The sequence below is a fragment of the Agromyces sp. NPDC058064 genome (genome assembly GCF_042885275.1).
Taxonomy (GTDB): Bacteria; Actinomycetota; Actinomycetes; order Actinomycetales; family Microbacteriaceae; genus Agromyces.
In genome coordinates this window covers 586145-610724 of record NZ_JBHVSE010000002.1, presented here as the reverse complement: position 1 = coordinate 610724, position 24580 = coordinate 586145, and the positions used below count along the sequence as shown (strand labels likewise).

The following is a 24580-nucleotide window of genomic DNA, read 5'->3' as shown; positions in this document are numbered from 1 at the left end:
GGTCACACGTTGAAGCGGAACTCCACCACGTCGCCGTCCTGCATGACGTAGTCCTTGCCCTCCATGCGGGCCTTGCCCTTCGCACGGGCCTCGGCGACCGAGCCGGTCTCGACGAGGTCGGCGAACGAGATGACCTCGGCCTTGATGAAGCCGCGCTCGAAGTCGGTGTGGATCACCCCGGCCGCCTGCGGGGCCTTGTCGCCCTTGTGGATCGTCCACGCGCGCGACTCCTTGGGGCCGGCGGTGAGGTAGGTCTGCAGACCCAGGGTGTTGAAGCCGATGCGTGCGAGCTGGTCGAGGCCCGACTCGTCCTGACCCGTCGAGGCGAGCAGCTCAGCGGCCTCCTCGGGGTCGAGGTCGATGAGCTCCGACTCGATCTTCGCGTCGAGGAACACGGCCTCGGCGGGGGCGACGAGCGCGGCGAGCTCGGCCTTCTTCGCGTCGTCGGTGAGCACCGACTCGTCGACGTTGAAGACGTAGATGAAGGGCTTCGCGGTCAGCAGGCCGAGTTCCTTGACGGGCGCGAGGTCGACGGATGCCGCGGAGAGGGGCGTGCCCTTCTGCAGCACCTCCTGCGCTTCCTTGGCTGCGGCGAGCACCGACGGGTCGAGCTTCTTGCCCTTGATCTCCTTCTCGTAGCGCGGGATGGCGCGCTCGAGGGTCTCGAGGTCGGCGAGGATCAGCTCGGTGTTGATCGTCTCCATGTCGGACTTCGGGTCGACCTTGCCGTCGACGTGCACGACGTCGCCGTCTTCGAAGCCGCGCACGACCTGCGCGATCGCGTCGGCCTCGCGGATGTTCGCGAGGAACTTGTTGCCGAGCCCCTCGCCCTCGGAGGCGCCGCGGACGATGCCGGCGATGTCGACGAACGACACGGCGGCCGGCAGGATGCGCTCGGAACCGAAGATCGAGGCGAGCGTCGCGAGTCGCGGGTCGGGCAGGTTCACCACGCCGACGTTGGGCTCGATCGTCGCGAACGGGTAGTTCGCCGCGAGCACCTGGTTCTTGGTCAGGGCGTTGAAGAGGGTGGACTTGCCGACGTTGGGCAGACCGACGATACCGATAGTGAGAGCCACGGGGGCACAGTCTACCGGGGAGCGGCCGGGAGCGAGGTCGGCGCGGAACGCCGCCGATTCGTTATCGGAGCGTCACCCGTCGTCGCGTCCGGCTCCGCCATGCTGAGCGCATGAGGATGCTTCGCCTGACGCTCATCGCCCTCGCCGCCGCCGCGCTGGCCGGATGCGCGGCGACCGCGCCCGCCCCGGCGACGACGCCGTCACCGGCCGAGTCACCGGTCGAGTCGAGCTCGACGCCCGAGCCCGCCGAGCCCGAGACGGCCGAGATCGTCGTCGACGGCAGCGGCTTCAGCCTCGTCGACGCCGACGGAGCCACGACCTTCACTCATCTCTGGCCCGACGAGGTCGCGCCGGCGGTCGCAGCCCTCACCGAGGCCTTCGGCGCCGACCCCGTGATGTCGCTGCGCGACGGCTCGGGCGGGCACTACGCCGATTTCGACCTGTACACCTGGGGCGACTTCACGCTCGGCGACGCCGTCGGTCTCGAGAAGCCCAGGGCCGACTACTTCCTCCCGTCGCTCGTCGAGGTCGCCGCGCCCGAGATCGAGGGCATCGCGGTGCGGAGCGCGAGCGGGCCGACCGTCGGCTCACCCGTGTCCGAGGTCGTCCTGGTGACCCCGCTCGTGCATGACGGATCCGACTACCGGGTCGACCCCGTCGACCCGTCGCTCGTGCCGCCCACGCCGGGCGGGGAGACCACGGACATGGTGGGACTGCAGGCCGACGACGGCGACACGACCATCATCATGCTCAAGGCGCCGATGCTCTCGTACTACCCGTTCTGAGCGGATGCAGCCGGGCTCAGCCGAGCCGGGTGCGGAAGCAGCGGGTGAGGTACGGCACCTCGAGCTCCTCTGCGCCCGCGACATCGGGGTGCGTGAGGAGCAGGGTCTCGAGGGCGACGAGCGTCGACGCCTGCTCCGACTCGCTCGCGGTGATGAAGTAGCTCCGCGAGCGCACGAGGTCGAGGAACCCGGCTCGCGTCATCCGCTTCGCCCAGGCGACGGTGTGCTCCTCGACCGCCCCGAACGGCCGCCCCACCTGCACGTACGACTCGAAGGTCGCGCTCGCGTCGTGGCGCTCGTGCATGATCTCGCCGGCCTCGCGAAGCCAGTCGGCGCTCGTGTCGCGCGAATTCCAGACGAGCCCGAGCACTCCCCCTGGGCGCAGCACGCGCGCGATCTCGGGGATCGCCCGCTCGGGGATGAACCAGTGCCACGCCTGCCCCGCGACGACCGCGTCGACCGAGGCATCCTCGATGGGGATGTCCTCGGCGGTGCCGAGGATGCGCGGCACGCCGGGCACCGCGATCTCGAGCTCCTCGAGCATCTCCTCCACCGGGTCGACCGCGATCACCTCGCGGTCGAGTCCGACGAGCGCCTCGGTCAGCTTGCCGGTTCCCGCGCCGAGGTCGAGGACGCGCTTCGCGTCGCCGACGAGCCATTCGACGGCGTCCGCCGGGTAGCCGGGGCGTGCCTGATGGTAGACGGATGCCGCGGCGCCGAACGATCTCGCGGAACGACGCGTCTCGGGGGCTCCGGGATCGACGACCAGCTCGCCCGGACCTCGTTCGGAAGCCTCGCTCATGGGCTCGTCCTCTCGTCGCGCGGGTCGCTCGTCCATTCCACGCCGTGCCGTGGCATCCGTCAACCGGAACCGTCGGCCGGGTCGGACTCGTGACCCGCCCGGCCCGCCGCCCGCCCGCGTCGGCGGGGCGTGGCACGATGTCCTCGTGCCAGTGGACTTCACCGCGATCGACTTCGAAACCGCCAACTCCTCCGGCGCCTCCGCCTGTTCGGTGGGGCTCGTGAAAGTACGCGACGGGCAGGTCGTCGACCGGGTGCACTGGTACATCCGGCCGCCCTTCCCGCACGACGAGTTCTCGGAGTGGAACGTGCGGATCCACGGCATCACGCGCGAGATGGTCGACGGGGCGCCCGACTGGCGCACCCATCTGCCGGCGCTCCGCGAGTTCGCGGGCGACGACGTGCTCGTGGCGCACAACGCGACGTTCGACCTCGGCGTCATCGCCAAGACCTCGGCGGCGTGGGGCCTCGACGTGCCCGACTACCGCTCGCTCTGCAGCCTGCAGGTGGCGCGGCGCACCTACCACCTCGACTCGTACCGGCTGCCCGTCGCCGCGATGGCGGCCGGCTTCGAGGGATTCTCGCACCACGACGCGCTCGCCGACGCCGAGGCGTGCGCCGCGATCATCGTGCACGCCGCCGATCGCCACGGCGCCGACGACGTCGAACGGCTCGCGCACATCACGAGGGTGAAGCTCGGCTCGATCGGCCCCGTCGCCGCCGCCGCCGATCGCGCGACGAACGGCCCGATGGCCCTGCAGTAGGCGCCCCGCCGCACGGCGGCCGCCCGATGTCGGCGGCGCCTGCGACACTCGATGGCATGGAGATCCTGCTGCTCGTCATCGGCCTCATCGTGGGCGCCCTGCTCGGCGCGCTCGGCGTCCGGCTCCTCGCCCAGCGGCGCGGCGCGGTCGCCGGCGACCCGCAGCTGTCCTCGACGATCCGCGACGAGGTCCGCGCAGGCGGCAGCGACCTCCGCCAAGACCTCGCGATGCAGCGCAGCGAGCTGAGCCAGCAGCTCAACGCGCTGCAGATGCAGCTCGACCAGCGGCTGCAGTCGACCGCCGTCGCCCAGGCCGAGGAGTCGGGGCGCGAGCGCGAGTCGCGCAAGGCGTCGTCCGACGAGCTCCGCACGACCGTCGATCGCTCGCTCATCGAGCTGAGCGAGAAGTTCCACACCTCCTCGAAGTCCTCGCTGGCCGCGCAGAACGAGCTCAAGGGCGCGGTCGAGACCCGTTTCGACGCGCTGCGCGCGGCGAACGACGACAAGCTCGAGCAGGTGCGCACCACCGTCGAGAAGCTGCAGAAGGCGCTGACCGACGCGCTCGCGGTGAACGCCGAGCGCGTGCAGGCGCTGACCGATGCCAATGCGGCGAAGCACGTCGAGCTGCAGCAGTCGATGCGCGACGAGCTCGACAAGCTCCGCACCGGCAACGAGGCGAAGCTCGACCAGATGCGCGAGACGGTCGACGAGAAGCTCCAGGGCACGCTCGAGAAGCGACTCGGCGAGTCGTTCAAGCTGGTCAGCGAGCGACTCGAGCAGGTGCAGGTCGGCCTCGGCGAGATGAAGACGCTCGCGACCGACGTCGGCGGCCTCAAGCGCGTGCTCACGAACGTCAAGAGCCGCGGCACGTGGGGCGAGGTGCAGCTCTCGCGTCAGCTCGAAGACCTGCTCACGCCCGAGCAGTACGAGCAGAACGTCGTCATCAAGCCCAACTCGCGCGAGAACGTCGAGTTCGCGGTCAAGCTGCCCGGCCAGACCGACGGCGATCGACCGGTCTACCTGCCGATCGACTCCAAGTTCCCCCAAGAAGACTACGAGCGCCTGCTCGAGGCGCAAGAGGGCGGCGAGAAGGCCGAGATCGAGTCGGCGGCGAAGGCGCTCGAGCGCGCGGTGCTCGCCCAGGCGAAGACCATCGCCGAGAAGTACATCGAGCCGCCGCTGAGCACCGACTTCGCGATCATGTACCTGCCGACCGAGGGCCTCTTCGCCGAGGTCGTGCGTCGCCCGGGGCTCATGAGCAAGCTGCAGAACGACTTCCGTGTGAACGTGACGGGCCCGGCCACGCTCGCATCGCTCCTCAACAGCCTGCAGATGGGCTTCCGCACCCTCGCCATCGAGAAGCGCAGTTCCGAGGTGTGGCAGGTGCTCGGGGCGGCCAAGGCCGAGTTCAACAAGTACGCCCTCGTCTGGGACAAGCTGGGCAAGCAGCTGCAGACCGCGCAGAACACGGTCGCGGCGGCCGGGCAGCGCACGCGGGCGATCGAACGCAAGCTGCGCGGCGTCGAGACCCTCGAGGCCGCCGTCGCCGATGAGCCCGGCGCGATCGAGGTCGTCCTCGAGAGCATCGACGCCGTCGAGCTCGAGGCCGGCGCAGACGGGCTCGACGACGCACCCGCCGACGTCCTCGCCGACATCGACGACGAGATCCGCAACAGCCTCTGACGCGCCGTCGCGCCGTCTCGTCGGCGCAGACGCCGAGCGGGCGTGGGACCGACCTCCGTCGGTCCGACGCCCGCTCGGCGTCTCGATGCTCAGATGTCGGCGTCGGGCAGCCACTTCTCGATGAGGTGGTCGGCGACGATGCGCCGCGACGTGCCCGACTTTCCGCGCAGCACAATCGACTCGGTGCGGATGATCGGGCCCTTCTTGCGCACGCCGTCGACGAGTTCGCCGTCGGTCACGCCCGTCGCGACGAAGAAGGTGTTGTCGCCGCGAACCAGGTCGTCGAGCTCGTAGACCTTGTCGCAGTCGAGGCCGGCGGCCTCGCCGCGGGCGCGCTCGGCGTCGTCCTTCGGGGCGAGACGTCCCTGCATGAAGCCGCCGAGCGCCTTGATCGCGCACGCCGTCGTGATGCCCTCGGGGCTGCCGCCGATGCCGACGCACATGTCGATGCGCGACTCGTAGCGGGCCGCGTTGATGCCGCCCGCGACGTCGCCGTCGCTGATGAGGCGGGTGCCGGCGCCGGCGGCCCGGATGTCGGCGATGAGCTGCTCGTGGCGAGGCCGGTTGAGCACGGCGACGCGGAGCTCGCCGACCTCCTTGCCCTTCGCCGCGGCGAGCGCGCGGAGGTTCTCGCCGATCGGCTTGCGGATGTCGACGACGCCGATGCCCGAGGCATCCGTCACGATCTTGTCCATGTAGAAGACGCTCGAGGCGTCGAGCATGCTGCCCCGGTCGGAGACCGCGATGACCGAGAGCGCGTTCTGCCGGCCCGCCGCGGTGAGCGAAGTGCCGTCGATCGGGTCGACGGCGATGTCGCAGGCGGGCCCGCGGCCGTTGCCGACGCGCTCGCCGTTGAAGAGCATCGGCGCCTCGTCCTTCTCGCCCTCGCCGATGACGACGACGCCGTCGAAGTTCACGGTGCCGAGGAACGCGCGCATCGCATCGACCGCCGCACCGTCGGCGCCCAGCTTGTCGCCGCGCCCGATCCACGGGTACGAGCGGATCGCCGCGGCCTCGGTCGCGCGCACCAGTTCGAGTGCGATGTTGCGGTCGGGGTGCAGGAAGAGGCTGGCGGTATCGGTGCTCACCATCGAGTGGTCCTCCGGAGTTCGTGCGATCGGCCTCGATCGGAGGCCGGCGTGAGAGGGACGATCGTCCGCTTCCAGCCTAGGCACGACCCGGCGAGCGCGGCCGGGTTTTCACCCGATCCTCGGTGAAAGAATGTGCATTCTTAATGCGGGGACTCGGGCGGATCGACGCCTGCGCTCACCCGTCGAGACGATCGGCCCAGCCGTGCCCGCCGCCCGGCGCCGACCACCAGTGCGTCCGCACACCGGCGGGTATCCGCTGAACGCCCGGCAGCAGCAGGCCGATCTCGCAGTCGGTGACCGCGGCGAGCACGATCGCGGCCGGCGCCGCGCAGAGCTCGTCGAGATCGGCGACCGCGTCGATCGCACGCCGCCCGTCGAGGTGTGCGAGCACCCGGTCGTGCTCGGCGCGCGACTGCGGGGCGAAGCGCCCGAGCATCGACCCGCCGAGGGCCCGCACCGCGGCGGCGACGATCACGCCCTCGGGTGCGCCGCCGATGCCGATCACGGCGTCGAGTCGCGGTCGGCCTGGTCGGGGGTCGCCGACGGTGCCCGGCAGCGCCTGCAGGCTGCGCTCGATGTCGCCGTGCTCGAACAGCTCGGCCCGGGCGCCCGCCGCGCGCACCGCGTCGACGTAGGGGCGATTGCGCGGGCGATCCTGCACGGCGATGCGGATGTCGCCCGGCGCGACGCCGCGGGCGACCGCTGCCGCTGCGACCAGCGAGGGGACGAGCTCGAGCAACGGCCGCCCCGCCACCCGGTCGTCGGCGCCTTCGACCCCCAACCCGGGAACCCAGGTGACGAGCTTCTCGAGGTAGTGCGCGGGCCCGAGGTCGAAGAACGCCCCGCGCGGCGCGGCCGCGATCACGGCCATCGCACCGGGCCGACCGGCTGCGGCGAGCCGGGTGCCGTCGACGGGATCCACGGCGAGGTCGATCGCCGGGTCGCCCGCGGCGGAGCGCCCGAAGCGTTCGCCGAGGTGCAGCATCGGCGCCTCGTCCTTCTCCCCCTCGCCGACGACGACGCGGCCGTCGACCGCGAGATCGGCGAGCGAGGCCCGCATTGCGGCGACCGCGGACCCGTCGAGCGCATCGCCGTCATCGCCGCCGATGAGCGGCACGCACGCGGCCGCTGCGGCGATCACCGCAGGGCGCAGCATCGAAGCGAGGACGGCGGGTTCGATGGCTCCGGTCATGCCCCCATCCTGCCGCTCACCGCGGTGTCGCCCGTCCACACCCACCCCACCCAACACACCCCGCGACATCCGAGATGACACAAGTGGTCGCTCTGCACGGGCGGGAGCGACCATTTCTGTCATCTCGAGGGGATGAGGCGGGAGTGAGAAGGGGGAAGAGGCGGGGCAAGGGGAAACAGGCAACAGGCAACAGGCAACAGGCAAGGGGAAGAGGAAATTGGCAGGAGAGGAATGGGCAGGTCGCCGCGGGCGCGTCACGACACCTGAGCGGTGCTCGACAAGTCGATAGACTCGTGCCGAACCCACACTGTCGTCACCGAAGGAGCACCATGCCCATCGCCACCCCCGAGCAGTACGCCGAGATGCTGGACACCGCGAAGGCCAAGGGCTTCGCGTTCCCCGCCTTCAACGTCTCGAGCTCGCAGACCCTCAACGCGGTGCTCCAGGGCCTCACCGAGGCGGGTTCCGACGGCATCATCCAGGTGACCACGGGCGGCGCCGACTACTTCGCGGGCCACACCGTCAAGGCCCGTTCGACCGGTGCCCTCGCGTTCGCGCGCTTCGCCCACGAGGTCGCGAAGTCGTACCCGATCACCGTGGCCCTGCACACCGACCACTGCCCGAAGCCGGCCCTCGCCGACTTCGTCTTCCCGCTCATCGAGGCCTCCGAGGCCGAGGTGAAGGCGGGCCGCAACCCGATCTTCCAGTCGCACATGTGGGACGGCTCGGCCGTGCCGCTCGACGAGAACCTCGACATCGCGAAGGAGATCCTGCCCCGCATGAAGGCGATCAACGCGATCCTCGAGGTCGAGATCGGCGTCGTCGGCGGCGAAGAGGACGGCGTCAAGCACGAGGGATCGAACGAGGCGCTCTACACGACCCTCGACGACGCGATCTCGACGGTCGAGGCGCTCGGTCTCGGCGAGCAGGGCCGCTACATGGCCGCCCTCACCTTCGGCAACGTGCACGGCGTCTACGCACCCGGCAACGTGAAGCTGCGCCCGGCCCTCCTGAAGGAGATCCAGGACGGCCTGCAGGCCAAGTACGGCACCGGCGAGAAGCCGCTCGACCTCGTGTTCCACGGCGGCTCGGGCTCGACCGACGCCGAGATCGCCGAGGCGGTCGCGAACGGCGTCGTGAAGATGAACATCGACACCGACACGCAGTACGCGTACACGCGCTCGGTCGCGGGCTACATGCTGTCGAACTACGAGGGCGTGCTGAAGATCGACGGCTCGGTCGGCAACAAGAAGCAGTACGACCCGCGCGCCTGGGGCAAGGTCGCCGAGTCGGCGATGGCGGTGCGCGTCGGCGAGTCGACCCGTCAGCTGGGTTCGGCCGGCCAGTCGATCACCTCGAAGTAAGGGCAGTACCGGATGACTCGCGACGAGGCCGCTCAGACGCCCGACGACGGCGCGACGGGTGCGGCGGCATCGCAGCCGCCCGCCGCGCCGCCCGCCGACGAGCGGCCTCGTCCGAGATACGGCGAGTACGCCCCCGAGGGGTGGACGTGGCAGCCGCCCGCCGATCCGTACTCGGGCGGCTCGACGCCTGCGGCCGAGGCCGCCCCGGCCGGGGCCGGTTCCGCCCCGAGCGCCCCGCTCGGCGCCCCCGCGCCCGCGTATCCGCAGCCGGGCGCCGTCGCGCGCCCGACCGATCGCGCCTGGACGGTCGCGCTCCTCGTCTTCGGGGCGATGGGCGCCGTGTACAACACGCTCTCGATCATCGCGATGCCGTCGAACATCCTCGAGTCGCTGACGCTCTCGGCATCGATGTTCGGCACCACGCCGCCCGAGGAGTTCACCCCCGGGCCGGCGGTTCCCGTGGCGATCGCCGTCGGCGTGATCGCGCAGTTCGCGCTCTGGGTCGGCGCACTGATGTGGTCGCGCGCCCGGATGCGCGCCGGCGCGAGCTCGTGGTGGATCCCGCTGCTCGCCGGCGTCGCGGCGTTCCTCGTCGTGATGGTCGTGACGTACGTCGTGGCGTTCAGCGACCCGGCTCTCGTCGAGTTCCTGCTGACGCCGCCGACGACGACCCCCTGACGCGCTGACGCGCGCCGGCCCGCCGCGTCCCCTCAGGACGCGACGGCCGGCTCCTCCTCGCCCTCGACCGGCGCCGCGAACTGCGCCTGGTAGAGCCGCGCGTACGCGCCGCCCGCGGCGAGGAGCCCGGCGTGCGTGCCCTGCTCGACGATGCGCCCGGCCTCCATCACGAGGATGAGGTCGGCGTCGCGGATCGTCGAGAGCCGGTGCGCGATCACGAACGAGGTGCGGTCGGCCCGCAGCGCGTTCATCGCGTGCTGCAGCAGCAGCTCGGTGCGAGTGTCGACCGAGCTCGTCGCCTCGTCGAGGATCAGCACCGACGGCCGCGCGAGGAACGCCCGCGCGATCGTCACGAGCTGGCGCTCGCCGGCCGAGAGGTTGGAGGCCTCGTCGTCGAGCACGGTGTCGTACCCGTCGGGGAGGCTCCGCACGAAGCGGTCGACGTAGGTGGCACGCGCCGCCTCGATGATCTCGTCCTCCGTGGCGTCGGGCCTGCCGTAGGCGATGTTCTCGCGGATCGTGCCCGAGAACAGCCAGGTGTCCTGCAGCACCATGCCCATGCGACCGCGCAGCTCGTCGCGCGTCATGTGCGTGAGGTCGACGCCGTCGAGCGTGATGCGGCCGCCGTCGAGCTCGTAGAAGCGCATGATGAGGTTCACGAGCGTCGTCTTGCCCGCGCCCGTCGGGCCGACGATCGCGATCGACTGGCCGGGCTCGGCGGTGAGCGAGAGGTGCTCGATGAGCGGCTTCGCGGGGTCGTAGGCGAACGACACGTCGTCGAAGACCAGGCGACCGGATGCCTCGCCCGCGCCCTGCTCGGGCGCCTCGGGCTCGACGGGGTCGGGCACCTCCTCGTCGGCGTCGAGCAGCTCGAACACGCGCTCCGCGCTCGCGACGCCGGACTGCAGCAGGTTCGCCATGGAGCCGAGCTGGCTCAGCGGCTGCGTGAACTGGCGGGAGTACTGGATGAACGCCTGCACGTCGCCGAGCGAGATCGACCCACCGGCGACCATGAGCCCGCCGACGACCGCGATCGCCACGTAGACGAGGTTGCCCACGAACATCATCGCGGGCATGATGATGCCGCTCACGAACTGGGCGCCGAAGCTGGCCGTGTACAGCTCCTCGTTCTTGTCGTCGAAGCCTTGCTCGACCTCGCGGCGGCGACCGAACACGCGCACGAGGGCGTGGCCCGAGTAGGCCTCCTCGATCCGGGCGTTGAGCGTGCCGGTGTGCGTCCACTGCGCGACGAACTGCTTCTGCGAACGCTTCGCGATGACCGTCGTGATCAGCAGCGTCAACGGGATCGTGACGAGTGCGATGAGCGCGAGCACCGGCGAGATGACGAACATCATGACCATGACGCCGACGACCGTGAGCAGCGAGGTGAGCAGCTGGCTCATCGTCTGCTGCAGCGTCTGCGAGATGTTGTCGATGTCGTTCGTCACCCGCGAGAGCAGCTCGCCGCGCTGCATCTTGTCGAAGTACGAGAGCGGCAGCCGGTGGATCTTCTCCTCGACTTCGCGCCGCAGGCGGTAGACGGTGCGCTGGGTGACCCCGTTCAGCACGTACGCCTGGGCCCAGCCGAACAGCGCCGAGAACACGTACAGCACGAGCACCCAGAGCAGCACCGTCGCGACGGCGCCGAAGTCGATGCCCTGGCCCGGCGTCAGGCTCATCGACGAGACCATGTCGGCCTGCTGCGTGTCGCCCGAGGCGCGCAGTTGCTCGACGACCTGCTCCTTCGTCGCGCCCGCCGGCATCTGGGCCGAGATGAAGCCCTCGAAGATGAGGTTCGTCGCCTGGCCGAGGATCTTGGGCCCGAGCACGCTGAGCACGACGCTCACGATGCCGAGCAGGATCACGAAGACCACCGCGGCCCGTTCGGGCTTCAGCCGGCCGATGAGCCGCTTCGCGTTCGGGCTGAAGTTCATCGACTTCTCGGCGGGCATGCCCATTCCGCCCATCGGTCCGCCGCCCATCGGGCCGCGGCGCACCGGCGGGCGCACGGCCGGGCGCTCGGATGCCTCAGTGTTCTGCGTCTCGCTCATGCGGCGGCCTCCTCGGCGCTCAGCTGGCTCTCGACGATCTCGGCGTAGGCCTGCGAGCGCTCGAGCAGTTCGGCGTGCGTGCCGCGGGCGGTGATGCGGCCGTCCTCGACGACGAGGATCTGGTCGGCCCCCGTGATCGTGGCGACCCGCTGGGCGACGACGATCATCGTCGCGTCGCTCATCGTGCGGTCGAGGGCGGCGCGCAGGCGCTGGTCGGTCGCCGTGTCGAGCGCCGAGAACGAGTCGTCGAAGAGGTAGATCGGCGGTCGTTTCACGAGCGCCCGCGCGATCGAGAGCCGCTGCCGCTGCCCGCCCGAGACGTTCGTGCCGCCCTGCGCGATCGGCGCGTCGAGCCCGCCGGGCATGGCCGCGACGAAGTCGCGACCCTGTGCGACCTCGAGCGCCGCCCACAGCTCGTCGTCCGTGGCATCCGGATCGCCGTATCTCAACGTCGAGGCGACGGTGCCGGCGAAGAGGTAGGGCTTCTGCGGCACGAGCCCGAACTGGGCGTTGAGCACCTCGGGGTCGAGCTCGCGCACGTCGACGCCGCCGACGAGCACGGTGCCACTCGTCGCGTCGAAGAGGCGGGCGGCGAGGTTCACGATCGTGGTCTTGCCGGCGCCGGTCGAGCCGATGATCGCGGTGACCTCGCCCGGGCGGGCCGTGAAGTCGAGCTCGTGCAGCACCGGCTCCTCGGCGCCGGGGTAGGCGAAGCTGACGCCCCGGAACTCCACGGTGCCGGGCTCGGCGAGTGCGGCGACCGGGTCGGCGGGGTCGTGCACCGTCGACTCGGTGTCGAGCACCTCGCCGATGCGCCCGCCCGAGACGACGGCGCGGGGCAGCAGGAAGGCGATCATCGTGGCCATCATCACCGCCATGAGGATCTGGATGAGGTAGCTGAGGAATGCCGTGAGCGACCCGACCTGCATCGAGCCGTCCTCGACGCGGAAGGCGCCGAACCAGAGCACGGCGATGCTCGACAGGTTGAGGATGAGCATGACGATCGGGAACACGAGCGCGAAGAGCCGCCCCGCTCGCAGCGCGGTGTCGGTGAGCTCGTCGTTCGCGGTGTCGAAGCGCTCGCTCTCGACGCCCTCGCGCACGAAGGCGCGGATGACCCTGATGCCCGTGAGCTGCTCGCGCAGCACGCGGTTGACGCTGTCGATCTTGCCCTGCATCGACTGGAACAGCGGCACCATGCGACTGATGATGAGCCCGACCGAGACGAGCAGCACGGGCACCGCGACGACCATGATCCACGACAGCTCGAGGTCTTCGCGCAGCGCCATGATGACGCCGCCGATGGCGAGGATCGGCGCCGAGACGAGGATCGTGCACGACATCAGCACGAGCATCTGCACCTGCTGCACGTCGTTGGTCGAGCGGGTGATGAGGCTCGCCGCGCCGAAGCGCGACACCTCCTGCTCCGAGAAGTCGGCGACCCGGCGGAACACCGCACGGCGGAGGTCGCGGCCGAGGCCCATCGCCGTCTTCGCGCCGAAGTACACGGCGGCGATCGCGGCGGCGACCTGCAGCAGCGTGATGCCGAGCATGACGCCGCCGGTCGAGATGATGAACCCCGTGTCGCCCGTCGCGACGCCGTCGTCGATGATGTCGGCGTTGAGGCTCGGCAGGTAGAGCGAGGCGATCGACTGCACGAGCTGGAAGGCCACGACGGCCACGAGCAGCGGCCAGTACGGCCGCAGGAATCGGCGGAGGAGTTTCGTCAGCATGGTTCGGTTCCCCTCGAGGCGGTGTCGCTGGCGGGTGGCGCGGCATCGACGGCGGATGCCTCGGCGCCGGCGCCGCGGCGGCCGACGATGCCGTGCACGATGAGATCGGCGAGCCGGTCGGAGTCGAGGCCGGTGGTCTGCGCGAACTGGGGCATGGCCGACGAGAACGCGATGATGCGCACGAACGCGAACACGTCGGCAGGCGGCACGCGCAGTCGCTCGAGCTCGGGGGCGAGCAGCTGCTCGAAGATGCCCACGATGACGCCGGGGTCGATCGAGTGCGGCGGGCGCGGGCGCGCGCCGAGGGCGGCGAAGACGCCGAAGATGCCGCTGAAGCGGTCTTGGAACCGGTCGATGACGAGCCGCATCTTGAGGTCGAGCGGCAGGCCCGGGTCGATGCGGCGCAGGGCCTCGCGGAACGGCTCGGGGTCGAGGAAGACCTCGACGGCGGCGTCGATGATCGCCTCCTTGCCGTCGAAGACGCGGAAGAGCGTGCCCTCGGCGACGCCGGCCGCCTCGGCGATCTGCCGGGTGGTGACGTCGCGGCCGTAGCTCGACAGGAGCGGGACGGTCGCGCGGGCGATCGCCGCGCGGCGGTCGTCGACGGACATCGGCTTCGCGCGGCCCTGGCGGGTCGGCGGCGTCGGCGGCCTCGGGGCCGAAGTGGTCGTCGCAGTGGACATGAGCGCGAGCGTAGCACTGAGTGAGCGCTCACTCATCAGCTGTTCGCCGAGGGCGAGCACCCTCGCTCCGCGCACTGCGTTACGGTGGCGATCGTGCCGAGCCGCGACCTCCCCACCGACCGCATCGCCCGCATCGCCGCGCGGGTCTCGACGGTCGAACTGCTCTTCGACCTCGTCTTCGTCTTCACGATCAGCCGCGTCGCGCAGATCGTCGTGCACCATCCCGACGCGACGGGCATCGCGCAGGCCGCGCTCGTGCTCGGCCTCGTCTGGTGGATGTACGACGCCTTCGCCTGGCTCACCAACCAGGCCGCGCCCGACACCGCGTTCGTGCGCATCGCGCTCATCGCGGCGATGGCGGCGTTCCTCGTCGTGTCGCTCGCGATCCCCGAGGCGTTCGGCGCGACCGGCGTGCTGTTCGGCGCGAGCTACATCGTCGTCGCGGTGATCCACGCCGCTCTCTTCATCCACCGCGGGGGCCGCGCCGCCGCGCGCCGCATGCTCATCGTCGGGCCGTCGAACGTGCTCGTGGGCGTGCTGCTCGTCTGCTCGGGCTTCGTCGAGGGGCCGATCGACTGGGTGTTCTTCACCCTGCCGTTCGTCGCGTTCTTCTTCTCCGCCGCGCTGAGCGCACGCGGGGGCTTCGATCCCGGAGCGACGCACTTCGTCGAACGGCACGGCCTCCTCATGATCATCGCCTTCGGCGAGTCGATCGTCTCGGTCGGCGTCGGCGCGACCGGCCACGAGATCGGGCCCGCGCTCATCGTCGGCGCCGTGCTCGCGGTCGGCCTCGTCGCCTCGCTGTCGTGGTGCTACTTCCCGGGCGACGGCGGACGCGCCGAACGGGCGATCGCCGCGGCGCCGCGCGAGCAGCGCACGCGCCTCGCCCTCGTCGCGTACTACCTCGAGCACCTGGCGATGATCTTCGGCCTCGTGCTCCTCGCCGCGGGCCTGCACGAGGTGCTCGGAGATGCGTTCGCCCCGGTCGAGGCATCCGGCGCCTGGCTCGTCGCGGGCGGAACCGCCCTCTACCTGGTCGCCGACGCGGCCTACCGGCGCACGCTCTCACTGGGGCCGGTCGCGTGGCGGCTCGCCGCCGCCGCGGTCGCCCTCGCGACGGTGCCGCTCGGCACGACGCTGTCGGGCGCTGCGCAGCTCACGGCGATCATCGCGATCGTCGTCGCGGCGCTCATCACGGAGACGACGGCCGGCCGACGCTCGACGGTCGCGACGACCGCCGCCTGATCGCCGGCGTCAGGCGTCGCCGGCGCGGTTGCGACCGCCGAGCGCCCGCGCATCGCGGTTGCCCTGGAGGTCCTTGCGGAGCTCCTTCGGCAGCGAGAACATGAGGTCCTCCTCGGCCGTCTTCACCTCGGCGACCTCGGCGTACCCGGCATCGGCGAGCTCGAGCAGCACCTCCTTCACGAGACCCTCGGGCACCGAGGCGCCGCTCGTCACGCCGACCGAGGCGACGCCGTCGAGCCACTCCTGGCGGATCTCGCTCGAGTAGTCGACCCGGTACGCGGCCTTCGCGCCGTTCTCGAGCGCGACCTCGACGAGGCGCACGCTGTTCGAGGAGTTCGCCGACCCCACGACGATCACGAGCTCGGCCTCCTGGGCGACCTTCTTGATCGCGACCTGGCGGTTCTGGGTGGCGTAGCAGATGTCGTCGCTCGGCGGATCCTGCAGGTTCGGGAAGCGCTCGCGCAGCCGGCGGACCGTCTCCATCGTCTCGTCGACCGAGAGCGTCGTCTGCGAGAGCCAGACGACCTTGTCGGGGTCGCGCACCTCGATGTTCGGCACGTCGTCGGGGCTGTTGACGAGGGTGACGTGGTCGGGCGCCTCGCCCGCGGTTCCCTCGACCTCCTCGTGGCCCTCGTGGCCGATGAGGAGGATCTCGAAGTCGTCGCGCGCGAAGCGCACGGCCTCGCGGTGCACCTTGGTGACGAGCGGGCACGTCGCGTCGATCGCGTGCAGCCCGCGGTCGGATGCCGCGTTCACGACCGCCGGCGAGACGCCGTGCGCGCTGAACACGATGTGGGCGCCCTCGGGCACCTCGTCGACCTCGTCGACGAAGATCGCGCCCTGCTTCTCGAGCTCGGTCACGACGTGGATGTTGTGCACGATCTGCTTGCGCACGTACACCGGCGCCCCGTAGTGCTCGAGCGCCTTCTCGACGGCGATCACCGCGCGGTCGACGCCGGCGCAGTAGCCGCGGGGGGCAGCCAGCAGCACCCGCTTCGCGCCGTCGACCGGGTTATTCTTGAGCCGGCCTCGCACGCTCGGGATTCTGGGCATGCCGAGGTCGATCCGCGGGGCATCAGTCAAGCTCGTCACGATGCCAATCCTACGCGGCGCAACCTGGGCGGGCGGTCGGGAGGCCAGCGTGACGGACGCACCGGCACCGCGCGATGCACCCGCCACCCGCGAGGCGCCCTGGCCCGTCGCCCGGCTCTCGACGAAGCTGAAGGAGTACCTCGACCGGCTCGGCACCGTGTGGGTCGAGGGCGAGATCACCCAGTGGGGCGTCTCGGGCGGCAACGTCTACGGCAAGCTGAAGGACCTCGACGCCGACGCGACCGTGTCGTTCCAGATCTGGTCGTCGGTGAGGTCGCGACTCGGCGGCGAGTTCACGCAGGGCGACCGGGTGGTCGCGCTCGTGAAGCCGAACTGGTGGGTCAAGGGCGGGTCGCTCTCGATGCAGGTGTTCGAGCTGAAGCACGTCGGCCTCGGCGACCTGCTCGAGCGCCTCGAGCGCCTGCGCGCGCAGCTCGCGGCCGAAGGGCTCTTCGACGTCTCCCGCAAGCGTCGGTTGCCGTTCCTCCCGGGCGTCGTCGGCCTCATCACCGGAAAGGACAGCGACGCCGAGAAGGACGTGCTGCGCAACGCCCGTCTCCGCTGGCCCGCCGTGGAGTTCCGGGTCGTGCACGCCGCCGTGCAGGGCGACCGCACCCCGGGCGAGGTCGTCGCCGCGATCGAGCGCCTCGACGCCGACCCCGAGGTCGAGGTCATCATCGTCGCCCGCGGAGGCGGCGACTTCCAGAACCTGCTCGGCTTCAGCGACGAGCGCGTCGTGCGGGCCGCGGCCGCGGCATCCACCCCCATCGTCTCGGCGATCGGCCACGAAGCCGACCGTCCCCTGCTCGACGAGGTCGCCGATCTCCGCGCCTCGACGCCGACCGACGCGGCGAAGCGCGTCGTGCCCGACGTGGGAGAGGAGCTGCTGCGGGTCGAGCAGGCGCGCGCCCGCATCGCGCTCCGGCTGCGCACGCTCGTCGCGCACGAGATCGACCGGATCGGCCACCTCCGCACCCGCCCGGCGCTCGCCGACACCGCCTGGATCGTCGATCGCCGCGCGGAGGACCTCACCCGCTGGGTCGCCCGCGGCGCCGAGCTCGTCGAACGGCAGATCGAACGGCAGACGCACCGCATCGGCGAGCTGCGCGGCCACTTGCGCGCGCTCTCGCCGCAGTCGACCCTCGACCGCGGCTACGCGATCGTGCAGGGGCCCGACGGGCACGTCCTCCGCGGCCCCCAGGGTGCGCCGGCGGGCGCGAGCCTCACGCTGACCCTCGCAGAGGGACGCCTCGCCGCCCGATCGGAGGGCGAGTCCGCTCCGGTCGGAGACTCAGGCGACGCCGAATAGAATGAGGGCCATGCCCTCCACCACCGAACTCGACGTCGCCGAGCTGAGCTACGAGCAGGCCCGCGACGAGCTCGTCCGCGTCGTCGGCGAACTCGAGCAGGGTTCGGCCACGCTCGAGCAGTCGCTCGCCCTGTGGGAGCGCGGCGAGGCCCTCGCGGCGCGCTGCGAGGAGTGGCTCATCGGCGCGAAGGCACGTCTCGACGCGGCACGCGCGAGCGGCGCGGCCTCCGCCGCCGGGCGCGACGGCGGCGAGGTCTGATGGCCGAGCGCGCACCCCGGGTCGTCGCCGAGCTCGGCCGCCCCGAGACGCCCGAAGAGACCGCGGCCCGCAAGGCCGAGAACTCCCTCAAGCACCGTCAGCGCCAGACGACGAAGAACCTCCTGCTCGCGCTCGGCGCGAGCCTCGCGCTCGTCGTCGTCATCGTCCTCCTGGTGCCCCGCAGCGACACCCCCCTCGAGCGCGACGTCGACGTCGCAGCCATCGCCGAGCAGGCGCAGATCGCGAGCGACGACCCGCTGGCGGTGCCCGAGCTGCCCGAGGGCTGGCGAGCCAACGCCGCCGAGCTCCGCACGAGCCAGACCGACGGGGTCACCGCCTGGTACGCGGGCTACCTGACCCCGAGCGACGAGTACCTCGGCGTCTACCAGGGCTTCGACGCGAACCCGACGTGGGTCTCCGAGCTGCTCTCGCGCACGCTCGCGACGGGCACGACGACGATCGACGGCGTCGAGTGGACGATCTACGACAACCGCAAGACCGGAGACGACGTCGGCAACGCGCGTTACGCGCTCACCACCGAGTCGGGCGGCAGCACCTTCGTGCTGCTCGGCACGGCCACCCCCGACGAGTTCACCGCACTCGCGACGGCCATCGCCCCGACGGTCGACGCTCAGGACTGACCCGCACCGACGACGAGGAGCCACGTGACCGAGCAGCCGAACGCACCCATCGCCGAACGGCCCGACACCCCGGCGGCCACGTGGCGCGAACTCCGGCGCGGCAACGAGCGCTTCGTGGCCGGCACCCCCGAGCACCCCCGTCAGGACATCGACCGGCGCACCTCGCTCGCGCACGCGCAGCGGCCGATGGTGGCCGTGTTCGGCTGCAGCGACTCGCGACTCGCCGCCGAGATCATCTTCGACGTCGGCCTCGGCGACGCGTTCGTCGTGCGCAACGCCGGCCAGGTCGTCTCGCCCTCGGCCATCGGATCGCTCGAGTACGCCGTCGGCATCCTGCACGTGCCGGTCGTCGTCGTGCTCGCCCACGACGAGTGCGGGGCCGTGCGCGCCGCCATCGACTCGCAGGCGAGCGACGCCGCACCGCTGCCCTCGTTCATCGCCGGCCTGGTCGAGAAGATCGTGCCCGCCGTGCGCAAGGTCGCCGGCAACGGCGCCGCAGCCGACGGCGCGATCGACCCGTCGCACGTCGACGCCGGCTACGTCGGTCGCGAGCATCTGCGCAACACCGTGACCGAGCTCGTCGAGAGCTCCGAGATGATCAGCGACGCGATCGCAGCGGGTACGCTGGCTATCGTCGGCGCGAACTATCGCCTGTTCGAGGGTCGCGTCGAGACCGACATCGTCCTCGGTCGCATCTGACGCCGCGCAGCGCGTCTCCCGCCGGCGCGGCCGGCATCGCAAACCGAAAGGGAACACACCGTGGTGGACAACGCCGCCGACTACCGGATCGAGCACGACACGATGGGCGAGGTGCGGGTTCCCGCCCGTGCCCTCTACCGCGCGCAGACGCAGCGCGCCGTCGAGAACTTCCCCATCTCGGGGTCGGGCCTCGAGCCGCAGCAGATCCAGGCGCTCGCGCGCATCAAGAAGGCCGCCGCGCAGGCGAACGCGCAGCTCGGCGTGCTCGACGCGGGCATCGCCAAGGCGATCGAGGCCGCAGCCGACGAGGTCATCTCGGGCGCGCACGGCTTCACCGAGCACTTCCCGGTCGACGTGTACCAGACCGGCTCGGGCACGAGCTCGAACATGAACATGAACGAGGTGCTCGCGACGCTCGCGACCACCAAGCTCGGCAGCCCGGTGCACCCGAACGACCACGTCAACGCCTCGCAGTCGTCGAACGACGTGTTCCCGACCTCGGTGCACATCGCCGTGACGGCCGCGCTCATCGACGACCTGATCCCCGCGCTCGACCACCTCGCCGTCGCCCTCGAGGCGAAGGCCGAGCTGTGGGCGGGCGTCGTCAAGGCCGGCCGCACCCACCTGATGGACGCGACGCCCGTCACCCTCGGCCAGGAGTTCGGCGGCTACGCGCGCCAGGTCCGCCTCGGCATCGAGCGCGTGCGCACGGCGCTCCCCCGCGTCGCCGAGGTCCCGCTCGGCGGCACGGCCGTCGGCACCGGCATCAACACCCCCGCCGGCTTCCCGCAGCTCGTCATCGAGCTGCTGCAGCGCGAGACCGAGCTGCCCGTCACCGAGGCGGCCGACCACTTCGAGGCGCAGGCGAACCGCGACGGCCTCGTCGACGCGTCGGGCGCGCTGCGCACGATCGCCGTGAGCCTCACGAAGATCGCCAACGACCTCCGCTGGATGGGCTCGGGCCCGAACACCGGCCTCGGCGAACTCCACATCCCCGACCTCCAGCCCGGCTCCTCGATCATGCCCGGCAAGGTCAACCCCGTCGTGCCCGAGGCCGTGCTCATGGTGTGCGCGCGGGTCATCGGCAACGACGCGACCATCGCGTGGGGCGGCGCCTCCGGCGCCTTCGAGCTCAACGTGCAGATCCCCGTCATGGGCACCGCGCTGCTCGAGTCGATCCGCCTGCTCGCGAACTCGGTGCGCGTGCTCGCCGACAAGACGATCGACGGACTCGAGGCCAACGTCGAGCGCGCCACGGCCCTCGCCGGCATGTCGCCCTCGATCGTGACCCCGCTGAACAAGCTCATCGGCTACGAGGCGGCGGCGAAGATCGCGAAGCACTCGGTCGCCAAGGGCATCACGGTGCGCGAGGCCGTGATCGACCTCGGCTACGTCGAGCGCGGCGACCTCACCGAGGAGCAGCTCGACAGCGCCCTCGACCTCCTGTCGATGACGCGTCCGCCGCAGGCGAAGTAGCGCAGCGAACCTCGGGATGCCCCGTGCCACGACTCGTGGCACGGGGCATCCGCCGTCTCAGCCCGTCGCCGACGCCCCCGCCTTCAGCGGACGCCGGGGCCGCCGTCGACGAACCGGAGGATCGACGGGGCCGCGTCGGCGAGCGTCGCGAAGTGGCGGTGCGCGCCTTCGACCGGACGGGGGCGGTTCACGCTCCAGACCGTCATGCCCGCGGCGAGGCCGGCGGTGACGCCCGACGCCGAGTCCTCGACGACGAGGCAGTCGATCGGGTGGGCGGCGAGCCGCTGCGCAGCCATGAGGAACGGATCGGGTGCGGGCTTGCCGCGCTCGCTCGCGGCGTTGTCGACGACGACCGACGGCACGGGCAGTCCGAGCCGTGCGAAGCGTCGCACGACCCTGCGCTCCGCGTTCGAGGTGACGACGGCCCAGCGCCCTCGCGGCAGCGCGGTGAGGAGCTCGCGGGCACCCGGGATGCCCCGGAGCTCGCCGTGCTCGGCCTCGGCGTCTTCGAGCGCGTCGAACTCGGCGATGCTCGCCGCGACCTCCGCCGCGGGGAGGAACTCGGCCGCCGTCTCGAGCGGCCGGGTGCGCAGGGCGACCTCGTAGACCCGATCGGGGTCGAGGCCTCGCCGCTCGGCCCAGCTCCCCCACAGCCTGCGCTGCCCGTCGAGCGCATCGAGCAAGGTGCCGTCGACGTCGAACAGCACCACCCGCCCGCTCATCGGGCGTCGGCGATCGCCTCGACCCACGGGCGCCGCCACTCGGGCGCCGGATCGCCGCCCCGGGTCGTCCAGTACTCGCGGCCCTCGACGACGAGCCCGTCGTGCACCGTCCAGAAGGAGGCGGCGCGGAAGACGCCGACGCCCTCGTGCGGCACCTCGACCTCGGAGACCACGCGATCGCCCTCGGCGACGATCGACAGGACGTGGATCGACCACCCCTCGGGATACTCGGCGTTGACGGCGACGAAGTTCTCGGGGCCGACGATGCGCTCGAGCGAGGCGTACCAGTCGACAACGAGCTCGTCGGCGAGCAGCGCCCGCACGCCGGGCCAGTCGCGGGCCTGCATCCTCGCCCAGAGGAGTTCGATCACGGTCGCGGGGTCGGCTTCTCGGGGCATCCCGACATCGTCGCAGGCACCCCCGACACCCGGACGGAGCACACCGGCCGGGTGGATCGGTCCGGTTCCCCCGTCGGACCGATCTCCCCGGCCGGCTGTCTCCTAGGTCAGCTCGGCCCCGTCGAGCACCTCGGCGACGAGCGCGGCGATCGCCGAGCGCTCGCTTCGGGTGAGCGTGATGTGGGCGAAGAGCGGATGCCCCTTCAGCGTCTCGATGACCGACGCGATGCCGTCGTGCCGGCCGACCCTGAGGTTGTCGCGCTGGGCCACGTCGTGCGTGAGCACCACCCGCGAGTTCTGGCCGATGCGGCTGAGCACGGTGAGCAGCACGTTGCGTTCCAGCGACTGCGCCTCGTCGACGATCACGAAGGCGTCGTGCAGCGAGCGCCCGCGGATGTGGGTGAGCGGCAGCACCTCGAGCAGCCCGCGATCGACCACCTCGTCGAGCACGTTGTCGGAGACGACGGAGCCGAGCGTGTCGAAGACCGCCTGGCCCCACGGGTTCATCTTCTCGCCCTGGTCGCCGGGCAGGTAGCCGAGCTCCTGCCCGCCGACCGCGTAGAGCGGCCGGAACACCATGATCTTCTTGTGCTGCTGGCGCTCGAGCACCATCTCGAGGCCGGCGCAGAGCGCGAGCGCCGACTTGCCGGTGCCCGCGCGGCCGCCGAGCGAGAGGATGCCGATCTCGGGGTCGAGCAGCAGGTCGATCGCGAGCCGCTGCTCGGCCGAACGGCCGTGCACGCCGAACACGTCGCGATCGCCCCGCACGAGCTTCACCTCGCGTTCGCCGACGACCCGGCCGAGCGCCGATCCACGGTCGGAGTGGATGACGAGGCCCGTGTTGACGGGCATGCCGTCGACCTCCTTCGTCGTCATCGCCTCGTGCTCGTAGAGCGAGGCCATGTCGTTCGACCCGAGGGTGAGCTCGGCCATGCCCGTCCAGCCCGAGTCGAGCGCGAGCTCGTGCCGGTACTCCTGCGCGTCGAGGCCGATCGACGCGGCCTTGACGCGCAGCGGCAGGTCCTTCGAGACGACGGTGACCGGGATGCCGTCCTGCTGCAGGTTGGCGGCGCACGCGAGGATGCGGGAGTCGTTGTCGCCGAGCTGGAGCCCGCTCGGCAGCACCTTGGGGCTCGAGTGGTTGAGCTCGACCCGCAGGGATCCGCCGTCGCCGACCGGGATCGGGAAGTCGAGCCGTTCGTGCGCGACGCGCAGCTCGTCGAGGATCCGCAGCGACTGCCGCGCGAAATAGCCGATCTCGGGGTCGTTGCGCTTCGCCTCGAGCTCCGTGATGACCACCACGGGCAGCACCACCGCGTGCTCGGCGAAGTTGAAGAGCGCGCGCGGATCGCTCAACAGCACCGAGGTGTCGAGGACGTACGTGCGCTCGGCCTGGGCGACGCCGTCGCGCACGCCCTCCGCGGCACGCGCACTGGCGCGCGCTCCGGAACGACCGACCGATTCAGGAGTAACCGATGACGCCACAACCGCTCCCGCCCCGGGCATTCCTGCCCGGTTCACGCGACGGCCGGCGATCCCTCCCGTAGTCGGTTTCGAGGCCGACTCGAACGGGCGATCTGCCCGTTGAGCCGAACCTACGTCCGACGCGCGCGAACTCTGGAAGCGACACGCGAAACTTCATCGCCCGTTCACATTCGCAGGCCGTCGGGACGGCCGAGACCGCAAGCCCGGGGCAGCGTCCGCGGCTAGTAGCTCGCCGCGGTGGAGTACGAGACGAAGGCGGCGCGGAGCATCTCGAAGGTCTCGTCGGAGGTCGCGGAGTGGATCGACAGCCGCACCTGCCCAAGTCGCGTCGTCGCGGTGACGCCGTGGTTGTGCAGCGACGCCGTGAGCAGGGTCACCTGCTCGGCCGGCGGCTCGAGCACGACGATGCCGGCCCGCTCCTGCTCGTCGCGCGACGAGACGACGGCGATCGCGTACTCGTCGGCGAGCTCGATCGCCCGGCTGACGCGCTCGGCCATCGCGGAGTTGATCGCGGGCACGCCCGTCTCGGCGATCTCCTCGAGGGCGGCCGCGAGCCGCGCCTGGGCGAGCGGGTCGGGGTTGGAGACGCGGTAGGCGCGGGCATCGGGCGCGGGCGGCGGCACGTGCCCCCATGGCTCGGGCTCCTCGGTCGCGCTGAAGCCCGAGAACACCGGGGTCAGGCGCTCGAGCGCCCGGTCGGAGAGTGCGAGCAGGCCCGTGCCCCAGCCGGCGCGGCACCACTTCTGGCCGCCGGTGACGACGACGTCGGCGGCCTGCCACGGGGCATCCACCACGCCGAAGCCCTGGATCGCGTCGACGATCAGGAGCCGGTCGCCGATGACCTGCCGGATGCCCTCGATGTCGCACAGGTAGCCGGTGCGCGAGTCGACGAGGCTCACCGCGACGGCGGCGACGTTCTGCTCGAGCTGCTCGCGGATCTGCCCCGGCGTGACCTTGCCGTGGTCGGTCTCGAGCCACACGGGCTGCACGGTGTGCAGCGCCTCCTGCGCGCGCACGGCGCCGATCGGCAGGCTCGGGAACTCGTCGGCCGAGAGCAGCACTCCCCCGGTGAGCCCGAACATCGCGTGCAGGATGCCGGTCGTGGTGTTCGGCTCGAAGGCGATCTGCTCGGGGGCGAAGCCGGTGACCGCGGCGGCGGCGGCGCGCACCCGCGCGTCCTGCTCGGAGAAGGCGTCCATGCTGCCGTGGCGGGCGCGCTGCAGCACCTGCGTGAACGCGAGCACCTCCTCGGCGGCCGCGGTCGACAGCGGCCCCACCCGGCCGTAGTCGAGGTATCCGGGCTCTTCCGTGAATCCGGCGTTGAAATCTTCGATGGTCACCTGATGTGCCCCCT

23 protein-coding genes are annotated in these 24580 nt (G+C 71.3%); 11 read left to right on the top strand and 12 right to left on the bottom strand.

All coding sequences use genetic code 11. From position 1 onward, the window contains the following. Positions 1 to 2: 2 nt before the first annotated feature. On the bottom strand, positions 3 to 1076 hold the full coding sequence (gene ychF / locus ACFVSL_RS08725; protein WP_386940235.1) for a redox-regulated ATPase YchF: 1074 nt from the start codon (positions 1074 to 1076) through the stop codon (positions 3 to 5). Positions 1077 to 1186: 110 nt separating this feature from the next. Between ychF and ACFVSL_RS08720 the strand changes: the two genes are divergently transcribed. After that, complete coding sequence (locus tag ACFVSL_RS08720; protein WP_386940234.1) at positions 1187 to 1861, top strand: hypothetical protein; 675 nt, start codon at positions 1187 to 1189, stop codon at positions 1859 to 1861. Positions 1862 to 1877: 16 nt separating this feature from the next. Here the strand turns inward: ACFVSL_RS08720 and ACFVSL_RS08715 are convergent, their stop codons facing one another. Beyond that, entirely contained in the window at positions 1878 to 2663 is a 786-nt protein-coding gene (locus tag ACFVSL_RS08715; protein ID WP_386940233.1) for a class I SAM-dependent methyltransferase, read from the bottom strand. 145 nt (positions 2664 to 2808) lie between these two features. Between ACFVSL_RS08715 and ACFVSL_RS08710 the strand changes: the two genes are divergently transcribed. Then, on the top strand, positions 2809 to 3426 hold the full coding sequence (locus ACFVSL_RS08710; RefSeq protein ID WP_386940232.1) for a 3'-5' exonuclease: 618 nt from the start codon (positions 2809 to 2811) through the stop codon (positions 3424 to 3426). A 56-nt stretch (positions 3427 to 3482) separates the two neighbouring features. After that, positions 3483 to 5108: a DNA recombination protein RmuC gene (rmuC, locus tag ACFVSL_RS08705; RefSeq protein ID WP_386940230.1), complete on the top strand. Its 1626-nt coding sequence runs from the start codon at positions 3483 to 3485 to the stop codon at positions 5106 to 5108. Positions 5109 to 5197: 89 nt separating this feature from the next. On the opposite strand, the gene glpX is transcribed toward rmuC, so the two are convergent. Both glpX and ACFVSL_RS08695 read right to left on the bottom strand, forming a co-directional pair. Then, entirely contained in the window at positions 5198 to 6199 is a 1002-nt protein-coding gene (gene glpX, locus ACFVSL_RS08700) for a class II fructose-bisphosphatase (RefSeq protein ID WP_386940228.1), read from the bottom strand. A gap of 175 nt (positions 6200 to 6374) precedes the next feature. Further along, positions 6375 to 7391: a fructose-bisphosphatase class II gene (locus ACFVSL_RS08695; protein ID WP_386940226.1), complete on the bottom strand. Its 1017-nt coding sequence runs from the start codon at positions 7389 to 7391 to the stop codon at positions 6375 to 6377. A 329-nt stretch (positions 7392 to 7720) separates the two neighbouring features. Between ACFVSL_RS08695 and fbaA the strand changes: the two genes are divergently transcribed. Both fbaA and ACFVSL_RS08685 read left to right on the top strand, forming a co-directional pair. Further along, positions 7721 to 8755 (top strand): class II fructose-bisphosphate aldolase, encoded by a 1035-nt coding sequence (gene fbaA / locus ACFVSL_RS08690; protein WP_386940224.1) that lies wholly within the window; start codon positions 7721 to 7723, stop codon positions 8753 to 8755. A gap of 12 nt (positions 8756 to 8767) precedes the next feature. Then, positions 8768 to 9433 (top strand): DUF6264 family protein, encoded by a 666-nt coding sequence (locus ACFVSL_RS08685; protein ID WP_386940223.1) that lies wholly within the window; start codon positions 8768 to 8770, stop codon positions 9431 to 9433. Positions 9434 to 9465: 32 nt separating this feature from the next. Here the strand turns inward: ACFVSL_RS08685 and ACFVSL_RS08680 are convergent, their stop codons facing one another. Genes ACFVSL_RS08680 through ACFVSL_RS08670 form a run of 3 tightly spaced genes read right to left on the bottom strand, consistent with a single transcriptional unit; the run spans position 9466 to position 13900 of the window. Then, a complete protein-coding gene (locus tag ACFVSL_RS08680; RefSeq protein WP_386940222.1) occupies positions 9466 to 11484 on the bottom strand; it encodes an ABC transporter ATP-binding protein in 2019 nt (672 codons plus the stop codon). Next, on the bottom strand, positions 11481 to 13217 hold the full coding sequence (locus tag ACFVSL_RS08675; RefSeq protein ID WP_386940220.1) for an ABC transporter ATP-binding protein: 1737 nt from the start codon (positions 13215 to 13217) through the stop codon (positions 11481 to 11483). Before ACFVSL_RS08675 ends, ACFVSL_RS08680 begins: the two co-directional genes overlap by 4 nt. After that, positions 13211 to 13900, bottom strand: a complete 690-nt coding sequence (locus ACFVSL_RS08670; RefSeq protein ID WP_386940219.1) for a TetR/AcrR family transcriptional regulator — start codon at positions 13898 to 13900, stop codon at positions 13211 to 13213. Before ACFVSL_RS08670 ends, ACFVSL_RS08675 begins: the two co-directional genes overlap by 7 nt. A 93-nt stretch (positions 13901 to 13993) precedes the next feature. Here ACFVSL_RS08670 and ACFVSL_RS08665 point away from each other — a divergent pair, with 93 nt between their 5' ends. Continuing rightward, positions 13994 to 15145 (top strand): low temperature requirement protein A, encoded by a 1152-nt coding sequence (locus ACFVSL_RS08665; protein ID WP_386940217.1) that lies wholly within the window; start codon positions 13994 to 13996, stop codon positions 15143 to 15145. A gap of 9 nt (positions 15146 to 15154) precedes the next feature. Here the strand turns inward: ACFVSL_RS08665 and ACFVSL_RS08660 are convergent, their stop codons facing one another. Further along, complete coding sequence (locus tag ACFVSL_RS08660) at positions 15155 to 16198, bottom strand: 4-hydroxy-3-methylbut-2-enyl diphosphate reductase (protein WP_386941129.1); 1044 nt, start codon at positions 16196 to 16198, stop codon at positions 15155 to 15157. Positions 16199 to 16286: 88 nt separating this feature from the next. On the opposite strand from ACFVSL_RS08660, the gene xseA reads away from it, so the two are divergent. Genes xseA through ACFVSL_RS08635 form a run of 5 tightly spaced genes read left to right on the top strand, consistent with a single transcriptional unit; the run spans position 16287 to position 20621 of the window. After that, complete coding sequence (gene xseA / locus ACFVSL_RS08655; RefSeq protein WP_386940216.1) at positions 16287 to 17546, top strand: exodeoxyribonuclease VII large subunit; 1260 nt, start codon at positions 16287 to 16289, stop codon at positions 17544 to 17546. Positions 17547 to 17556: 10 nt separating this feature from the next. Further along, entirely contained in the window at positions 17557 to 17805 is a 249-nt protein-coding gene (locus ACFVSL_RS08650; protein ID WP_386940214.1) for an exodeoxyribonuclease VII small subunit, read from the top strand. Continuing rightward, complete coding sequence (locus tag ACFVSL_RS08645; RefSeq protein WP_386940212.1) at positions 17805 to 18446, top strand: DUF4245 domain-containing protein; 642 nt, start codon at positions 17805 to 17807, stop codon at positions 18444 to 18446. The genes ACFVSL_RS08650 and ACFVSL_RS08645 overlap by 1 nt, the downstream gene beginning before the upstream one ends. A gap of 24 nt (positions 18447 to 18470) precedes the next feature. Then, positions 18471 to 19145 carry a carbonic anhydrase gene (locus tag ACFVSL_RS08640; protein WP_386940210.1) on the top strand — a complete coding sequence of 225 codons (675 nt, stop codon included), beginning with the start codon at positions 18471 to 18473 and terminating at the stop codon, positions 19143 to 19145. 60 nt (positions 19146 to 19205) lie between these two features. Beyond that, a complete protein-coding gene (locus ACFVSL_RS08635; protein WP_386940208.1) occupies positions 19206 to 20621 on the top strand; it encodes a class II fumarate hydratase in 1416 nt (471 codons plus the stop codon). 83 nt (positions 20622 to 20704) lie between these two features. Here ACFVSL_RS08635 and ACFVSL_RS08630 read toward each other — a convergent pair whose 3' ends face one another. From ACFVSL_RS08630 to ACFVSL_RS08615, 4 genes are all read right to left on the bottom strand, one after another. Continuing rightward, positions 20705 to 21343: an HAD family hydrolase gene (locus tag ACFVSL_RS08630; RefSeq protein ID WP_386940206.1), complete on the bottom strand. Its 639-nt coding sequence runs from the start codon at positions 21341 to 21343 to the stop codon at positions 20705 to 20707. Beyond that, positions 21340 to 21741 carry a nuclear transport factor 2 family protein gene (locus ACFVSL_RS08625; protein WP_386940205.1) on the bottom strand — a complete coding sequence of 134 codons (402 nt, stop codon included), beginning with the start codon at positions 21739 to 21741 and terminating at the stop codon, positions 21340 to 21342. The genes ACFVSL_RS08630 and ACFVSL_RS08625 overlap by 4 nt, the downstream gene beginning before the upstream one ends. A gap of 102 nt (positions 21742 to 21843) precedes the next feature. Further along, the gene (locus ACFVSL_RS08620) at positions 21844 to 23247 is read right to left on the bottom strand and encodes a PhoH family protein (RefSeq protein WP_386940203.1); all 1404 of its coding nucleotides are present in this window, start codon (positions 23245 to 23247) and stop codon (positions 21844 to 21846) included. Positions 23248 to 23447: 200 nt separating this feature from the next. Further along, the gene (locus ACFVSL_RS08615) at positions 23448 to 24566 is read right to left on the bottom strand and encodes an aminotransferase class V-fold PLP-dependent enzyme (protein WP_386940201.1); all 1119 of its coding nucleotides are present in this window, start codon (positions 24564 to 24566) and stop codon (positions 23448 to 23450) included. Between the last annotated feature and the right edge of the window lie 14 nt (positions 24567 to 24580).

Excerpts from the sequence above, each read along its gene's own strand:
- ACFVSL_RS08715 (WP_386940233.1), bottom strand. The coding sequence starts at position 2,663 with ATGAGCGAGGCTTCCGAACGAGGTCCGGGCGAGCTGGTCGTCGATCCC.
- rmuC (WP_386940230.1), top strand. The coding sequence starts at position 3,483 with ATGGAGATCCTGCTGCTCGTCATCGGCCTCATCGTGGGCGCCCTGCTC.
- glpX (WP_386940228.1), bottom strand. The coding sequence starts at position 6,199 with ATGGTGAGCACCGATACCGCCAGCCTCTTCCTGCACCCCGACCGCAAC.
- ACFVSL_RS08695 (WP_386940226.1), bottom strand. The coding sequence starts at position 7,391 with ATGACCGGAGCCATCGAACCCGCCGTCCTCGCTTCGATGCTGCGCCCT.
- ACFVSL_RS08650 (WP_386940214.1), top strand. The coding sequence starts at position 17,557 with ATGCCCTCCACCACCGAACTCGACGTCGCCGAGCTGAGCTACGAGCAG.
- ACFVSL_RS08670 (WP_386940219.1), bottom strand. The coding sequence starts at position 13,900 with ATGTCCACTGCGACGACCACTTCGGCCCCGAGGCCGCCGACGCCGCCG.
- ACFVSL_RS08625 (WP_386940205.1), bottom strand. The coding sequence starts at position 21,741 with ATGCCCCGAGAAGCCGACCCCGCGACCGTGATCGAACTCCTCTGGGCG.
- ACFVSL_RS08630 (WP_386940206.1), bottom strand. The coding sequence starts at position 21,343 with ATGAGCGGGCGGGTGGTGCTGTTCGACGTCGACGGCACCTTGCTCGAT.
- ACFVSL_RS08645 (WP_386940212.1), top strand. The coding sequence starts at position 17,805 with ATGGCCGAGCGCGCACCCCGGGTCGTCGCCGAGCTCGGCCGCCCCGAG.
- fbaA (WP_386940224.1), top strand. The coding sequence starts at position 7,721 with ATGCCCATCGCCACCCCCGAGCAGTACGCCGAGATGCTGGACACCGCG.
- ACFVSL_RS08685 (WP_386940223.1), top strand. The coding sequence starts at position 8,768 with ATGACTCGCGACGAGGCCGCTCAGACGCCCGACGACGGCGCGACGGGT.
- ACFVSL_RS08720 (WP_386940234.1), top strand. The coding sequence starts at position 1,187 with ATGAGGATGCTTCGCCTGACGCTCATCGCCCTCGCCGCCGCCGCGCTG.
- ACFVSL_RS08620 (WP_386940203.1), bottom strand. The coding sequence starts at position 23,247 with ATGCCCGGGGCGGGAGCGGTTGTGGCGTCATCGGTTACTCCTGAATCG.
- ACFVSL_RS08680 (WP_386940222.1), bottom strand. The coding sequence starts at position 11,484 with ATGAGCGAGACGCAGAACACTGAGGCATCCGAGCGCCCGGCCGTGCGC.
- ACFVSL_RS08660 (WP_386941129.1), bottom strand. The coding sequence starts at position 16,198 with ATGCCCAGAATCCCGAGCGTGCGAGGCCGGCTCAAGAATAACCCGGTC.
- ACFVSL_RS08675 (WP_386940220.1), bottom strand. The coding sequence starts at position 13,217 with ATGCTGACGAAACTCCTCCGCCGATTCCTGCGGCCGTACTGGCCGCTG.